Annotated in this window: 13 protein-coding genes; 12 read left to right on the top strand and 1 reads right to left on the bottom strand. The window is 57.3% G+C overall.

Translation table 11 applies throughout. From position 1 onward, the window contains the following. Positions 1-49 precede the first annotated feature (49 nt). Both lgt and BQ7486_RS09560 read left to right on the top strand, forming a co-directional pair. Complete coding sequence (gene lgt, locus BQ7486_RS09555; RefSeq protein WP_022373255.1) at positions 50-853, top strand: prolipoprotein diacylglyceryl transferase; 804 nt, start codon at positions 50-52, stop codon at positions 851-853. Further along, the gene (locus tag BQ7486_RS09560; protein ID WP_074009845.1) at positions 853-1,665 is read left to right on the top strand and encodes a transglycosylase SLT domain-containing protein; all 813 of its coding nucleotides are present in this window, start codon (positions 853-855) and stop codon (positions 1,663-1,665) included. Before lgt ends, BQ7486_RS09560 begins: the two co-directional genes overlap by 1 nt. Here BQ7486_RS09560 and BQ7486_RS09565 read toward each other — a convergent pair. Continuing rightward, complete coding sequence (locus BQ7486_RS09565; RefSeq protein WP_074009846.1) at positions 1,652-2,398, bottom strand: 16S rRNA (uracil(1498)-N(3))-methyltransferase; 747 nt, start codon at positions 2,396-2,398, stop codon at positions 1,652-1,654. The genes BQ7486_RS09560 and BQ7486_RS09565 overlap by 14 nt on opposite strands. A 203-nt stretch (positions 2,399-2,601) precedes the next feature. Between BQ7486_RS09565 and tkt the strand changes: the two genes are divergently transcribed. From tkt to nosD, 10 genes are all read left to right on the top strand, one after another. Next, a complete protein-coding gene (tkt, locus tag BQ7486_RS09570; protein ID WP_420865557.1) occupies positions 2,602-4,626 on the top strand; it encodes a transketolase in 2,025 nt (674 codons plus the stop codon). Positions 4,627-4,660: 34 nt separating this feature from the next. After that, a complete protein-coding gene (gap, locus tag BQ7486_RS09575; protein WP_074009847.1) occupies positions 4,661-5,677 on the top strand; it encodes a type I glyceraldehyde-3-phosphate dehydrogenase in 1,017 nt (338 codons plus the stop codon). A gap of 114 nt (positions 5,678-5,791) precedes the next feature. Next, positions 5,792-6,988, top strand: a complete 1,197-nt coding sequence (locus tag BQ7486_RS09580; RefSeq protein ID WP_074009848.1) for a phosphoglycerate kinase — start codon at positions 5,792-5,794, stop codon at positions 6,986-6,988. Between the two features lie 520 nt (positions 6,989-7,508). Beyond that, on the top strand, positions 7,509-9,569 hold the full coding sequence (locus BQ7486_RS09585; protein WP_074009849.1) for a cytochrome c3 family protein: 2,061 nt from the start codon (positions 7,509-7,511) through the stop codon (positions 9,567-9,569). 83 nt (positions 9,570-9,652) lie between these two features. Beyond that, positions 9,653-10,075 carry a rhodanese-like domain-containing protein gene (locus BQ7486_RS09590; RefSeq protein WP_074009850.1) on the top strand — a complete coding sequence of 141 codons (423 nt, stop codon included), beginning with the start codon at positions 9,653-9,655 and terminating at the stop codon, positions 10,073-10,075. 96 nt (positions 10,076-10,171) lie between these two features. Next, positions 10,172-10,927, top strand: coding sequence for an FKBP-type peptidyl-prolyl cis-trans isomerase (locus BQ7486_RS09595; RefSeq protein WP_074009851.1), 756 nt, complete (start codon positions 10,172-10,174; stop codon positions 10,925-10,927). A 100-nt stretch (positions 10,928-11,027) separates the two neighbouring features. Continuing rightward, the gene (locus BQ7486_RS09600) at positions 11,028-11,681 is read left to right on the top strand and encodes a tetratricopeptide repeat protein (RefSeq protein WP_143183136.1); all 654 of its coding nucleotides are present in this window, start codon (positions 11,028-11,030) and stop codon (positions 11,679-11,681) included. 99 nt (positions 11,682-11,780) lie between these two features. Continuing rightward, on the top strand, positions 11,781-12,497 hold the full coding sequence (locus BQ7486_RS09605) for a 4Fe-4S dicluster domain-containing protein (RefSeq protein ID WP_022373265.1): 717 nt from the start codon (positions 11,781-11,783) through the stop codon (positions 12,495-12,497). A 3-nt stretch (positions 12,498-12,500) separates the two neighbouring features. After that, on the top strand, positions 12,501-13,415 hold the full coding sequence (gene nrfD, locus BQ7486_RS09610; RefSeq protein ID WP_074009853.1) for an NrfD/PsrC family molybdoenzyme membrane anchor subunit: 915 nt from the start codon (positions 12,501-12,503) through the stop codon (positions 13,413-13,415). Positions 13,416-13,609: 194 nt separating this feature from the next. After that, complete coding sequence (gene nosD / locus BQ7486_RS09615; RefSeq protein WP_143183137.1) at positions 13,610-14,899, top strand: nitrous oxide reductase family maturation protein NosD; 1,290 nt, start codon at positions 13,610-13,612, stop codon at positions 14,897-14,899. The last annotated feature ends 42 nt before the right edge of the window (positions 14,900-14,941 follow it).

Consider the following 14,941-nt stretch of genomic DNA (forward strand, 5'->3'; position numbering starts at 1 on the left):
CTGTATTGTTGCGCCCGCATCTGATATTTCACCGCTTTTTGCCGACACCATGCTTATTCATCCGCAGTTTGATCCCGTGGCCGTTCAGTTGGGTCCCGTGGCCGTGCACTGGTACGGCATCATGTATTTGGTGGGATTTGCGCTTTTTCTCATTCTCGGGCGCAGAAGGGCAGAGGACGCCTGGCGCGGCATGACAAAGGCTGACCTTGAGGATCTTCTCTTTTACGGGGTGCTCGGCGTGGTGCTGGGCGGGCGCCTGGGGTTTTGCCTCTTTTATCAGCCGGCCTGGTTTACTTCGCATCCCCTGGACGTCTTTAAGGTCTGGCAGGGCGGCATGAGCGCGCACGGCGGCATGATCGGCTGCATCATCGCGATGCTTGTGTTTGCCCGCACGCGCGGCAAAAGTTTCTGGACCGTGTCGGACTTTACGGCGCCCCTGGTGCCGCTCGGACTTTTTGCGGGCCGTATCGGTAACTTTATTAACGGAGAACTCTGGGGGAGAGCGGCTTTGCCGGATCTGCCCTGGGCCATGCTCTTTCCGCAGACCGGGGACAATATCCCGCGCCATCCTTCGCAGCTTTACGAAGCGGGGCTTGAGGGGCTCTGTCTTTTTGCGCTGCTTTGGTGGGCGTCGGCCAAAAACCGCGGCCGCGGGTTTGTTTCGGCGCTTTTTTGCATCGGCTACGGTGTTGCCCGCTTTTTTGTCGAGTACTTCCGGGAACCGGACAGCTATCTCGGTTTGGGGTTACTCGGACTTTCGCGCGGCCAGTGGCTGTCACTGCCGCTCATTTTGACCGGCATCGCCGTTTTGATTTGGGTTTGGCGTCCCTCGCACCGTGAGCGGGCTGTCTGATGCAGTTTTCGGACTTAAGACAAATCGAAGAAAAGGCGCTGCCCCTTTTTGAGCGGCTCGGCAAAAAGGCCGTGCTTGCAGCCGCTGCGGCGCTCCTTTTGCTCTCCGTCGGGCTTTTTCTCCTGATGAGAGGCATTGAACTTCTTTTGATGCCGGCACCTGTCACGACCCAAAAAACAGAAGTTTCGGCGGCAGAGCGCCTTGTTGAGCCGCCATCGCGGTTTCTCACGACAGAGGAGCGCATCAACATTATCAGCATCCGCTTGACCGAGAGCATTGCCGGGCTGTGGCATAAGTCCAAACTCGAAGCCCGCACGATTGTGGACGAAGCCGTGCGGCTTGGTAAACAGTTTGACCTTGATCCGGTGCTCATCCTTTCGGTTATTTCGGTCGAATCCGGCTTTAACGAGCGCGCGGTGAGTAAAGCCGGTGCCGTAGGCCTCATGCAGGTGCACGTTCCCGCGCACGGCAAAAAGTTTGAGGACTACGGCGGAAAAGAGGCCCTGTTTGACGTGCGGGCCAATATGACCGTGGGAGCGGAAATTTTGGCAAACTACCTCACAAAGCAGGGCACCGTGAAAAAAGCGCTCAAGTACTACGTCGGAGCGGCAAACCTTCGCGGCGACGGCAGCTATTCGCGTCGCGTCTTTGTGGCACAGAGCCGGTTGCTTCTGGCCGCACAGGGAGAGGTTGAGCGGGCGAAGGTTCTGACGCTCAGAAAGCAAGCCGGCCCGAGCTACCGGATTCTTGCCGGAAAACCGGGTACCTGGAGTGATTTCCTCGCACTTGTCCGAAAGGTTAAGACGCGCTGATGCGGTAGTCCCCGAAAAGGGTATTGACGGCGCAGGCGGCAGCCAAGGCCGCGGTTTCCGTACGTAAGACGCGGGGGCCCAGAACAGCGCACTGCCAGCCCGCTTCCTGAGCCGCTTTGATTTCTTCCGGCGAAAAGCCGCCTTCAGGGCCCACGGCAAAGGCAAAGCTGCGGCAGTCCTTCTTGACCGTCAGTGCGTCTGATTCCCCGGGATGCATAAACCAGCGGCAGCCCGCCTTAACGTCCGTGAGCGCCGTATTAAGCGAGGGAAGGGCCTCAATCACGGGCACCACGTTGCGGCCGCACTGCTCACAGGCAGCGACTGCAATGTCATTCCAGCGGGTAAGGCGTTTTTCAAGGCGCTCGCCCGCGAGTTTGGTGACGCTTCGCGCCGCAGGCACAAGGATGATGCGCGAAATGCCGGCTTCAACGGCCTTTTCGACAATAAAGTCGATTTTTTCGTTGCTTACCATCGCCTGGATAAGCGTCATGTGTGCGGGGCTTTCTGTCTGCGGTCTTTCAATGCTATGAACCGTAATCCAGGCATCCTTGCCTTCAAAGGCAATGGGACCGGCGGCAACTTCTCCCGAACCGTCAAAAAGCGCCACGGTGTCACCGGCAACCGCGCGGATGACGCGTCCTGCGTGGTGGCGCGCTTTTTCGCTTAAAAGCGCACGCTCTCCGACGGCAAAAGGTTTTTCCTGAGGTGAATAAAAACGAGCGACAACGGCCATAAAACGACGTCCGGAAAAAGTCACGGGCCGCACGTAAAAAGTCCCTGCCCGGAAGCGGGCGCGCGGCCATCCTTTGTTACAATACCAAAGATAGGCAGGTGCCGCGCAGACTGAGACTTTCTGCTTAGAAGCGGAAGGCTTCTTGCGCGCGGAATCTGTTGAGGATGCAGTTTTCTCAAATTTTCCAGAATTATCCGACCTTTATGTCCGATTCCGTCTCCGCGCAGATGATGGCCAACGCCGTCCGTGCTCTCTCCATTGATGCTGTTCAAAAGGCCAAAAGCGGCCACCCCGGCATGCCCATGGGTATGGCCGATATCGCTGTAGCTCTCTGGACGCGGCATCTGCGTCACAACCCGGCCGACCCGCACTGGATCGGCCGCGATCGTTTCATCCTTTCCAACGGCCACGGCTCGATGCTGCAGTATTCGCTGCTGCATCTCACCGGTTACGACCTCTCGATGGATGACATCAAAAACTTCCGTCAGATGGGAAGTAAAACGCCGGGCCACCCCGAAGTGGGCGTGACCCCGGGCGTTGAAACGACGACGGGCCCCCTCGGACAGGGTATCGCCAACGCCGTGGGTATGGCGCTTGCGGAAAAAATGCTTGCCGCGGAATTTAACCGTGAAGGGTTCCCGGTGATTGACAACCGCACCTATGTGTTTTTGGGTGACGGCTGCATGATGGAAGGCATCAGCCACGAAGTCTGTTCTCTGGCGGGTGTCTGGGGGCTTAACAAACTCATCGCCATTTACGACGACAACGGTATTTCCATTGACGGCAATGTGAAGGGGTGGTTCGCCGACGACACCCGTAAGCGCTTTGAAGCCTACGGCTGGAACGTGATCGGCCCGGTGGACGGCCACGACATCGATGCCATGGATAAGGCGATTGCCGAAGCCAAGGCTGAAGAACACCGTCCCACGCTGATTATCGCCAAGACCGTGATCGGCTTCGGGTCCCCGAACCGCGCCGGTACCGCAAAGGCCCACGGTGAAGCCCTGGGTGACGAAGAAATTGCGGCCACCAAGGCCAAACTCGGCTGGAAGTACGGTCCCTTTGAAGTGCCTGAGGCGGTTTACGCCGCAATGGACGCGCGTCCGGCGGGTAAGGCGATGGAAGACGCCTGGAACAAGATGTTTGCCGATTACGCCAAGGCATATCCGGAACTGGCCTCTGAACTTAAGCGACGTCTGGCGGGCGACCTTCCTGCCGGGTTTGATGACGTTGTTTTTGAAGCGCTTTGCAATGCTCAGGCCGCCGCGGAAAGCGTTGCCACCCGTAAGGCAAGCCAGAAGGCACTCAACGCCCTGGCGCCGTCGCTGCCGGAACTCCTCGGCGGCTCCGCCGACCTCACGGGCTCGAACCTCACCAACTGGACGGGGGTGGAGCGCCTCACGCACGACAACATGCTCGGCCGCCACATCAGCTACGGTGTGCGCGAGTTCGGCATGGCCGGTATTCAGAACGGCATTGCTCTTTACGGCGGCTTTATCCCGTTCAGCGCAACGTTCCTGACGTTCTCGGACTACGCCAGAAACGCTCTGAGAATGGCGTCTCTCATGAAGCTGCGTTCGATCTTTGTCTTTACGCACGACTCGATCGGCCTCGGTGAAGACGGTCCCACGCATCAGTCGATCGAACACGTGGCGAGCTTAAGACTCATCCCCGGCTTTGACGTGTGGCGTCCGGCCGATACCGTTGAATCGATTGTGGCCTGGGACGCGGCGCTTGAACGCCGTGACGGCCCGAGCGCGCTCATTTTCTCGCGCCAGACCGTGGCCTTCTGCGAAGAGCGTGACGAGGTGGACGCGGACGCGATTGCCCGCGGCGCCTATGTGGCGGCTGAAGCTCCGGCAGGCGCGGGTAAGGCCGAAGTCATCATTGCAGCGACGGGCTCTGAACTTCCGTTTGCCGTCGAAGCGCGCAAGCTTCTCACGGCTCAGAACATTCAGGTGCGCGTGGTGTCGGTGCCCTGCGCCGACGTCTTTGACCGTCAGGACGCGGCCTACCGCGAAAGCATTTTCCCGGCCGGCACTCCGCTTCTTGCAATCGAAGCCGGTGTGACGGGCCTTTGGTACAAGTACATGCACGGTAACGGCGACGTGATCGGCATCGACACGTTCGGCGAGTCGGCTCCGGCAAAGGTGCTTTGGCCGCACTTCGGCTTTACGGTTGAAAACGCCGTTAAGAAGGCCCGTGCGCTCGCCGGCCGCAAGGAATAACCCATTTCACCCCAACACTTAAGGACTAAGACAAATGACGATTCGTGTAGCGATCAACGGTTTCGGACGTATCGGCCGCAATGTGCTGCGTGCTCACTACGAGGACGGAAAGAGCCGTGACCTTGAGATTGTGGCGGTGAATACCCCGGGTGACGATGAAATCAATGCGCACCTGTTGCGCTACGACACGGTGCACGGGCGCTTTGCCGCGGAAGTAAAGACCGAAGGCCCGGACTGGATGACCGTCAACGGCGACCGTATCCGTATGTTCTCTACCCGTGATCCGAAGGAAATTCCGTGGGGCGAACTTGACGTGGACGTGGTGCTTGAATGCACGGGGGCCTTTACGCACAAAGACAAGGCCATGATGCACATCGAACAGGGCGCCAAGAAAGTGCTCATCTCCGCACCGGGTAAGGAAGTGGACGCCACGGTTGTGTACGGTGTGAACGACAGCATCCTCACCTCTGCCATGCAGGTTGTCTCCAACGCAAGCTGCACTACCAACTGCCTTGCGCCCCTGGCAAAGGCGTTAAACGACACGGTGGGAATCGAGCGCGGTCTGATGACCACGATTCACTCCTACACGAACGATCAGAACGTCACCGACGTCTACCACAAGGACATGCGCCGTGCCCGCGCGGCCGCCATGTCGATGATTCCCACCAAGACCGGGGCTGCGAAGGCCGTGGGTCTTGTGCTGCCGGAATTAAACGGCCTTTTGGACGGCTACGCGGTGCGCGTGCCCACGATCAATGTGAGTTTTGTAGACCTCACCTTTATCGCCAAGACCGAAACGAGCGTGGAAGCCGTCAATCAGATCATGCGTGATGCCGCGGTGAACCCGAAATTTAAGGGTGTTTTGGGCTTTAACGAGCTTCCCCTTGTCTCCACCGACTTTAATCACGACCCGCATTCTTCCGTCTTTGATTCGACGCTTACGAAGGTCTCGGGCGGACGCCTCGTGAAGGTCTCGAGCTGGTACGACAACGAATGGGCTTTCTCCTGCCGTATGCTCGATAACGCCGTTGCCATGATGGCAGCCAAGTAACCGCCGCAGTCACACTATGAAGAATCCGCATTGACCGAGACAACCGGCAGTGCGGATTCTCTTTGTCAACGCATTTCAATATCCGTTTTTTAGCTTATTTCGGGAGCATCCTCCATGCATGTGAAGACTTTGGAAAACCTCGCCAAGGCCGGCGCCTTAAACGGCAAACGTGTTCTGATCCGCAGTGACCTTAATGTGCCGAGAGACGATGAAGGCCGTATTACCAACGAAGCGCGCCTTGTGGCGAGCGTCCCGGCAATCCGCCTTGCGCTTGACGCCGGCGCCGCCGTGCTCGTCATGAGCCACCTCGGGCGTCCCACCGAAGGGGAACTCAAGCCCGAAGACAGCTTGGCCGGCGTGGCTGTGCGTATGAGTGAGCTCGTGGGGCAGCCCATCCGCCTTGTGAAAAACTATCTTGACGGCGTTGGTGTGAAGCCGGGCGAAGTGGTGATGCTTGAAAACTGCCGCTCTAACAAGGGTGAAAAGAAAAACGATCCGGAACTCGCGAAAAAGTATGCGGCGCTCTGTGATGTGTTTGTGAACGACGCCTTCGGTACCGCGCACCGCGCCCAGGCCTCCACAGCGGGCGTTGCTGAACTCGCGGCCGTTGCCTGCGCCGGTCCCCTGATGGCCGCTGAAATCGATGCGCTCACAAAAGCCGTGGCTGACGCCAAGCACCCGCTGGCGGCCGTTGTTGGGGGCTCCAAGGTTTCCACGAAACTCACCATTCTCAATAACCTCGCGCAGAAGGTGGATCGCCTCATTGTGGGCGGGGGTATTGCCAATACGTTCCTTCTTGCGGCCGGAAAACCCATCGGCAAGTCCTTGGCTGAACCCGAGCTCGTCGATGAATGCAAAAAGGTGCTCTCAACGCTCGCGGAAAAAGGCGCGGTGCTGCCGCTTCCCACGGACGTCGTGGTGGCAAAGGCTTTCAGCGAGGATGCGCCGAGAAGAACCTGCCGCGTCGAAGACGTTGCTGAAGATGAAATGATCCTGGACGTCGGTCCTGAGTCGGCTCAGGCGATTGCCAAGCTCATCGCTGATGCCGGTACCGTGGTCTGGAACGGCCCTGTGGGGGTCTTTGAAATGGAACCTTTTGCCCACGGCACGGAGGAACTTGCCAAAGCCGTCGCGGCGGCTACCGCCAAGGGCGCTTTTTCAATTGCCGGGGGCGGTGATACGGTCGCTGCCGTTGAAAAGTACAAGATGGCCGATAAGCTTTCTTACATTTCCACCGGCGGCGGCGCCTTCCTCGAATTTCTGGAAGGCAAGGTCCTTCCGGCCGTGGCCGTTCTTGAAAAGCGGGCGTAAGTTCTGAATATTTTGAGCCCTGCATAAACAAAAAAGCCGTCCGGTGCACAATCGGGCGGCTTTTTTACACGCGTTTTTCCAGACAACAGAAAAAGGCGGAGCATTTAAAAAACATAAAAGGTGTTGTAAAAATTATCCTGAGCTAACATTTAGTTACATATTTAAGAAACGGTACTTTCCGCACCCAAAAGGGGCGGCCTGAAAGGGTTGTTGAGAATGTTTCTCATTCATCTGTCTTACACCAGGCTTAATTCTTTCGGATAATGAAAAACATATGAAAGGGTATCGGGTTAATACGTATATATAGAGTCGAGAGACTTTAATTTTTTGACAAAAGTCAAATGCGAATGGGTGAAAAGCAGTGGTTGTATTAAGGCAACATTAAGACAAAGAGTTTTTCCGGGGATTTCAGCTTCACGTAATCTTTGCTGTGGGAGTGCGGCCCGTAAGGGTATTCGTGCGACCAATTTTTGGCACGTACACCACAAGTGAACTGTCGAAAACCTCAAGGAGAAACATAATGCAAACAACAACCGTCAGAACAGCGCTCAGCGCTCTGTTTTGCACAGCTGCTTTAGCTGCTGTCGGTACAGTGCAGGCTGCACCGGCCCCGGGCGACGGCAATCCGCATGTCAATGCGACCACTCAGAAGATCTGGGACAACCCTGATCTCACCGAGCCCACCAAGGGTGTGCGTACGCTGCAGGACTACATCGTCCAGGAAAAAGAACTTTTTGACTACCTCTTTAAGCATCACCCCCTCTTTAAGTACGCTGAAGAGGGCCGTGTGATCGGTATGTACAAGGTCTCCACCCGCGGTTCCGAATACCTCGGTGAAGGCAACGCCAAGAAGTACTCGGCTCTGCAGCCCGGCGCCCGTCCGTCGGCCTCGCAGTACCGTCTGCCTCAGACCTCGATTCTTGACTTCCCCAATAAGTTCGTGGGTCCTGAAAAGTGCGGCTCCTGCCACGCGGTTCAGTACGAAAAGTGGAAGAGAAGCCGTCATGCTCAGACGATCCGCTTCCCGGGCGAACACCCCGAAGTCAACAACGACCTCAAAAAGAAGCTCTACGGTTCTGACGCTTCGATTCTTGCCGACGGCATCACGCCTGACGTGATCTACGCCACGGTCGGTACGCCGCGCACGAAGTACGGCTACATCGACGCCTGGCTTGCCCGCGGCTCCTACCACGTCCGCGGCGGGCTGCTCCGTGACGGCACGGGTACGATCGTTGCCGGCGGCAACCAGTTCTCCCGCGGCTGGGCTTCCTGGTTAAGCCCCGAACGCGCCAAGGAAATCAAGAAGGTGATTCCTGACTTCCCGACCACGATGAAGGAAATGGGCGGCTCGGCCTCTCACCAGTGGGGTATGACCTCCTACGGTGCTTCTTTCGAGAAGCAGTTCCTCTTCCAGCCGGCAACCTCCTACTGCGAAGTCTGCCACTCCTTCAAGTTCGACTTTAAGAACAAGGAAGAGTTCTTCAAGGCTCTCGGCAATCCGAAGGAACTTCAGAAGCACACGATTTCCAAGGGTATTGCCTGCGAAGAATGCCACGGTGCGGGCGGCCACCTTGTGGGCGCTGCCAGTAACGGCTTTGAAACGAACTGCGAACGCTGCCACCAGCGCTCCAACTTCATTGAAGAAGACGTTGTCACCACCAAGGAAGGCGTGAAGAAGATCGAAACGGGCTTTAACATCAAGACAAAGAGCTCCTGCCCCTCCTGCGGTACGGAAGGCTCTCAGCTCATGATGTCCAAGCACTACGAAAAGGGCATGCGCTGCGTGACCTGCCACGATCCGCATGAAATCACGTCCAACGACTGGAAGTCCTACTACACCAAGCCTGCCATCCGCAAGACCTGCCAGGACTGCCACAAGGATCAGGCTGACGTGGTTGCGATGACCGACACCCACAAGAAGATCGACTGCATCGGCTGCCATATGCCGTTTACGATGAGCTGCGAAAACTTCACGGCCATCCAGCGTCCTGACTTCGCGGGCTTTGACGCCGTGCGTCGTTCTCACGTCTGGAACATTAAGGTTGATCCGACCGCCAAGATGATGAACCCGGCTGCCGGTCAGTCCCGTGCTTCGAACTCCAAGGGCTGGAGAATGGCTAAGGACGAAGAAGGCCACGGCTACCTCGACCTGATGTGGAGCTGCGCGCGTACCGCCAACGCTGAAGTTCAGGTTGTCGAAGGCAAGGGCTGCCACTCCGTGTTCATGTCTGAACTCGAGAAGGGCCTGCAGTACTCCGACCAGAAGGTCATCTACGGTGAAGTCATGAAGTGGCAGAACCCGGTTAAGGACGGCTACAAGGTTGTGACGCAGTCCCTCGACCGTGTGAACAAGCTTCTTGAAATCACGAAGCTCACCCCCGAAGCCAAGACCGAAGTGCTCATGCTCATCGACAAGGCTGAAGAAATCGCCCGGCAGATCAAGAAGGACGGTTCCTGGGGTGTTCACGCTCCTCACTACCTCGCCAAGCGCGTGGAAACGGCCAAGGCCTATGTCAACCAGGCTCAGGCAATCCTCGACAAGGGTGAGTTTGTGAAGACGAAGACGACTGCTTCGAAGTAACTTGCGAAGAAATCCCTGAGGTTGCTGCCGCCGGGACACCCCCGGCGGCAGCTTAGGGCGAAACTGAAAAGAATCACAACATCATGAAGAAAACGTTTGTCTGTCTCGGATTTGCCGCAGGAATGCTCCTTGCCGGAGCAGCGCTTGCCGGCGGTGACGGTCCCATGGTTGAGGCCCCTGTTTATAAGGAAGACCTCATCCAGATCTCGATCCCCGAGGCGGAAGTTCTCAAAAGCAAAGGCTGGAAGTTCTACGACGTCAACACGCTGGAAATCTGGGCCGACGGGTTTATCCCGGGGGCAACGTTTTTCAACGTGCAGGACTGGAAGAAACTGCTGCCCGCCGACAAGAACACCCCGATGGTTTTTTACTGCGCCAACCGCCTGTGCGAAAGCAGCGAGAACGCAGCCCGTCAGGTGATCAGACTCGGCTACACGCAGGTCCGCCAAATGCCCGACGGCATCTACGGGTGGAAACTTTCGGGCCGCGCCACGGAACGTCCGTAAGACACGCGTGATTTTTCTTGATAACCGGAACAAAAAGACTGTCCGAAACGAATGTCTCGTGAGGACGGCACCGTAACCACAGGAACACTCTGAATTATGCTGACCCTTAAGAAAACCCTGCCTGCACTCGCCGTGATTCTCGCGTTTGCGGCTCACTCCGTTACGGCGGCTGAGCTCAAAACGAGTGAAGAGCGTGAGTCTTACAGTATGGGGGCTTCTGTCGCCAACTACATCGCCGCGCAGATCATGAAGCAGGAAGCGCTCGGTGTAAAGACTGATAAAAAGCTCGTTCTGCAGGGCTTTAACGATGCGCTGCAGAATAAGTCGAAGCTTTCAGTCGACGACATCATCAAGGAACTCAACAAGCGCCAGGATGTTTTAAACAAGCTTGAAGAGAAGGCCGTTGAAAAGGCGCGCGCGAAAAACGCGGCTGACGGCAAGGCCTACCTTGAAAAAAACGCCAAGAAAAAGGGCGTCGTGACCACTGAGTCCGGTCTTCAGTATGAAGTGCTCAAGCAGGGTAAGGGTGCGCTTCCCACAACGGCTGACGTTGTGACGGTCAATTACGAAGGCAGGCTCATTGACGGGACGGTCTTTGACTCGACCGCCCAGAGAGGCCCGCAGCGCTTTGTCGTGATGAGCGTGGTCCCCGGTTTTGAAGAGGGATTAAAGCTCATGAAGGAAGGCAGCAAGTACCGTTTTGTCATGCCGGCAAAACTTGCGTACGGCTCCGACGGTATTGCGCAGATTCCTCCGGAATCCACACTGATTTTTGAAGTTGAGCTGCTCAAGGTTGAAAAAGTCAAAGGACATCAGGGCATGATGAAAGGCATGGGAATGAGTGGCATGTAATGCCTCTCGGATTTTTTCCCTCGCTTTGCATCACCCCGACGGAAAAACGTTGGGTGCGTACATAAAAGACGCACCGGGTAAGCAAAAAGGAACCGAATCAATGACAACACTGGCGTGGGGGCTTGCTTTGGCGGCTTTGGTGCCGGCGGGGCTGTGCACTGCCTACGGCGTACGGTTTTCACATACGCCCGGGGCGGCCCGCGCAAAAGTTCTGACGGTACTTGCGGTGGTTTCCATCCTTGTGCTTTCAGCCGCAGGCTACGGGTTTCTGGGCCGTTTTTCGGACTGGGACACCCGTGAAGTCGACGAGTTTACGGACTGGCAGCTTGCTGCCCGCATCACCGAAGCCCGCCGCGCCGTGAAGGCTGATCCGGAAAATGAGGCCGCGCAGATGAAACTTGCGCAGTCTTATTACGCGGCAGGACTTTATAAGGATGCGGTTGACACACTGGATGCCGCCGTCACCCTCTGCGGCGAAACGCAGGAACTCTTGTCATTGAAGGCGCAGGCGCTTTACTACAGGGACGGACGCAGGTTCGGCCCGGAAGTCAGAGTCCTCACCGAAAGGCTGCTTCGCGCCAACCCCTACAACGTGGAAATCCGGCTTTTGATTGCCAACGATGCGTTTCTTACCGGGAACTATCAGAAGGCAATCGATGAGTGGGAGTTTCTGATCCGTTCGGGAGCGGCGGCAGGCCAGCGCGCGGCACTTGAAAACGCCGTCGCCAACGCCCGCAGCCGGATGACCCGATAAGACGAAACGAATCAGCGGGAGACGTATTTTTCAGACGTTTCTTTCTGGTTACAGGTGAAAGAACAACTGAAGAAAAATACATACCCCTTGGAGAATATCGTGAGCGAAAAGATTGACAGGAGAAAGCTTCTCGCCGGAGCCGGATTAGGCGGCGCACTGCTCCTGCTTCAGACAGGCGGGTGCAGCAGCAACGGTTCGGGCGCAGCAGCCAAAGGTAAGCCCAAGTACGTGATGGTCTTTGACCAGAACAAGTGCGTGGGCTGCGGCGACTGCAAGGACGCCTGCACCAAAGTAAATGAATTACCGAAAGGCCAGTCGCGCCTGGCGCTGCAGTTTACCTGCGGCACCGACGGCACGGCACAGTGCCCGAAGGAAGACGCACCGCGCGGCTACGCCTACGACCGCCGTTACGTGCGTGTGTCCTGCCAGCAGTGTCAGGATGCACCGTGCGTGAAGGTTTGTCCGACGGGCGCAGCGCACCGCGATCCCGAAACCGGCATCGTGACGATGAATCCGGACAAGTGCATCGGCTGCAAGTACTGTATCGTGGCCTGCCCGTACAACGTCCGCTTCATCAATGAAAAGACCAAGGCAGCCGACAACTGCAACTTCTGCCTCGACAGCCGTCTGAAGAAGAATCAGACCCCGGGCTGCGTGGAAAGCTGCAAGTACGATGCCCTGATTTTCGGCGACGCAAGCGACGAGAAATCGTACGTGAGTCGCCTGTTGAAGGTGAAGGACAGCGTGCGCATCAAGCCTGAACTGGGCACTGATCCGGTCCTGCGCTACATCCCGATCGTAAAACTGGGAGTGTAAGAAATGGAAGCGAGCTTGAACTTTACCATCGGCTTAAGCCACGGCATTCAATGGCCCTGGCCCATTGCCGTGTATCTCTTCCTGGCAGGTATCTCGGGCGGTGCAATGGCAATTGCGCTGCTGGTGAACCTGTTTAAGGGTAACTATGAAAATACGCCGCTTCTGAAGTCCGCCTCGATGGTGGCCTTCGTGACGATCGCGCTCGGCATGGTCTGCCTTGTGGCTGACCTTACCAAGCCTCTCGCCTTCTGGCGCATTCTCATCAACTACAACCTGACTTCAGTGATGAGTCTGGGCGTGATTGCGCTCATTGCATACATTCCGCTCACCTTCATCCTGATGCTCATGGCGTTCGGGCCGAAGTGCTGCCCGGCGTTGTCGGGCCTCATCGCTGCCATTGACGGCGTGAGAAAGCCCCTGTACTGGATCGTTCTGATCCTGGCGCTTACGATCTGCGCCTACACGGGTTTCCTCATTTCCGCACTGGTGCGCTTCCCGCTCATGAACACCGCCGTGCTGCCGGGGCTTTTTGTGGCTTCCGGGCTTTCTGCCGGTGCTGCTGCGGCGCGTTTGTTTGCCGTGGTGTGCTTCGGTGAAAAGCATGAAGGCTGCGATATGCACGTGCTGCACCGCGCCGAATATCCGATCATGGCCGCAGAACTTTTCTGCATCTTCATGATCGCGATGGCGATGGTGCTCGGCAACGAAGGTCAGCAGCTTGCGGCTGCGGCCTTCACGACCGGAACGTGGGCCACGCTTTTCTGGTGCGGCGTGATCGGTGTGGGCTTTGTCCTGCCCTTGATCGCGAGCTTCGGAAAATCGGCCGGTGCCTTCTGTCTGGGCGCTCTGGCGAGCATCTGCGGCATGATGTGCCTGCGTGTGTTCATCCTCTACGCCGGTCAGACATTCGTGCTCTAGAGCATCGTGTCAGAACTGTTTTTGCCGTACACTCGGAAACTTCCGGTGTACGGCGGAAACGCGGGTAAGGCGCCGGTTGTGCAGTGTGTTTGTGCAAAGGCGCCTTTTTTGTACCTTTTTCAAATCATTTTTCGGGTGCGGCAGTGGTCTTTCCGGCAAAACTCAAACGGGCGGCGGCATCGGCGGTGTTACTCATGCTGCCGGTCTTGGCGTCCGCTCAAAGTGCGCCGGCAATTACCGCCGCAGACGGCACGGTCTGCACCGTCATAACACCGGAAACAGCGCTTTCCCGGGCGCTTTCCTCTGTCCCCCGCGGGGGGTGCCTCTACCTTAGTAAGGGCGTTTACAAAGGCCCCTGGGTGATAGCCAAAAGCGTCGATATCCGCGCGGAAACGGGCGCTGAAATCCGAGGACGCGGCACCGGGAGCACCATTAAGATTCTTGCCTCTGACGTGAAGCTCACGGGGCTTACGGTCACCGGGTTCGGGCGCGAAATCCTCTCGCAGGACGCGGGTATTCATATCCGTAAGTTTGCTCACGACATCACGATTACGGGCGTTACGGTCACAGGCCCCGGGTTCGGCGTGTATGCCGAAGGGGTCTCACGCCTTACGGTTCAGAATTCAGTGATCACGGGCGAAAAGAGCGAACACGTCCTTGACCGCGGCGACGGGGTGTACGTAAAAAGCACCGGGGGCGCCGTGATCCGCGGCAACACCATGCGCTACACGCGTGACGGCGTTTACCTGGAAAGCACCGACGGCTGCACGGTCAATGACAATGACTTTGCGGGCCTGCAGTACGGTGTGCATTTTATGTACACCAAAAACGACAGGGCGCAGGGAAACAAAAGCGAAGCCGTGATCGGGGGCGTTGCGGTGATGAGTTCCAGAAATTCCGTTGTTACCGGCAACGTCACGGACCGTGCCGTGGAGTTCGGGATTCTTTTAAATGAAAGCAACGGGTGCCTCGTTGAAAACAACACCGTGACACGCACGCACAACCCGCGGGCCAAAAGTGCCCTCAATACGGAAGGTAAGGGCCTTTTTATCTACGGCGCGGGCGTCAACCGGATTCTCAGCAACCGCTTTGAGACAAGCGACATCGGTATTGACATTGCCCTGGGGGGCGAGGGGAGCACCGTGCTCGGAAACGTCATCGACGACAACCGCACACAGGTGCGCTATATCGGGAAGAGACCCCTTACCTGGAGCGATAACGGGCGCGGCAACTACTGGGGTGCGGGCAGCGTCTGGGATCTGGACGGGGACGGTGTGGCCGATGCCCCGTACCAGCCCAATGATTCCCTGGACCGCCTCTTTTGGCTCTATCCGGAAGCGCGCTTTTTGATGGACAGCCCCGTGGTGTTTCTGCTCAGAAGAATCGCCGCAGGCCTGGCAATTGACAGCGGCAAGGGGATTACCGACTACGCGGCGCTGGCCGTCAGGCCTGAGGCCGGGGCGCGCAAGGAGCCTGAGAAATGACGTGTGTTAAGGCCGCAGAAGGACTTTTCGGGCACAATGAAG

Source organism: Duodenibacillus massiliensis, assembly GCF_900128485.1.
In the GTDB taxonomy this organism is placed as follows: Bacteria; Pseudomonadota; Gammaproteobacteria; order Burkholderiales; family Burkholderiaceae_F; genus Duodenibacillus; species Duodenibacillus massiliensis.

What these genes read in the sequence shown, in the direction of transcription:
- lgt (WP_022373255.1), top strand. Translation starts at nt 50, where the DNA reads ATGCTTATTCATCCGCAGTTTGATCCCGTGGCCGTTCAGTTGGGTCCC.
- BQ7486_RS09560 (WP_074009845.1), top strand. Translation starts at nt 853, where the DNA reads ATGCAGTTTTCGGACTTAAGACAAATCGAAGAAAAGGCGCTGCCCCTT.
- BQ7486_RS09565 (WP_074009846.1), bottom strand. Translation starts at nt 2,398, where the DNA reads ATGGCCGTTGTCGCTCGTTTTTATTCACCTCAGGAAAAACCTTTTGCC.
- tkt (WP_420865557.1), top strand. Translation starts at nt 2,602, where the DNA reads ATGTCCGATTCCGTCTCCGCGCAGATGATGGCCAACGCCGTCCGTGCT.
- gap (WP_074009847.1), top strand. Translation starts at nt 4,661, where the DNA reads ATGACGATTCGTGTAGCGATCAACGGTTTCGGACGTATCGGCCGCAAT.
- BQ7486_RS09580 (WP_074009848.1), top strand. Translation starts at nt 5,792, where the DNA reads ATGCATGTGAAGACTTTGGAAAACCTCGCCAAGGCCGGCGCCTTAAAC.
- BQ7486_RS09585 (WP_074009849.1), top strand. Translation starts at nt 7,509, where the DNA reads ATGCAAACAACAACCGTCAGAACAGCGCTCAGCGCTCTGTTTTGCACA.
- BQ7486_RS09590 (WP_074009850.1), top strand. Translation starts at nt 9,653, where the DNA reads ATGAAGAAAACGTTTGTCTGTCTCGGATTTGCCGCAGGAATGCTCCTT.
- BQ7486_RS09595 (WP_074009851.1), top strand. Translation starts at nt 10,172, where the DNA reads ATGCTGACCCTTAAGAAAACCCTGCCTGCACTCGCCGTGATTCTCGCG.
- BQ7486_RS09600 (WP_143183136.1), top strand. Translation starts at nt 11,028, where the DNA reads ATGACAACACTGGCGTGGGGGCTTGCTTTGGCGGCTTTGGTGCCGGCG.
- nrfD (WP_074009853.1), top strand. Translation starts at nt 12,501, where the DNA reads ATGGAAGCGAGCTTGAACTTTACCATCGGCTTAAGCCACGGCATTCAA.
- nosD (WP_143183137.1), top strand. Translation starts at nt 13,610, where the DNA reads ATGCTGCCGGTCTTGGCGTCCGCTCAAAGTGCGCCGGCAATTACCGCC.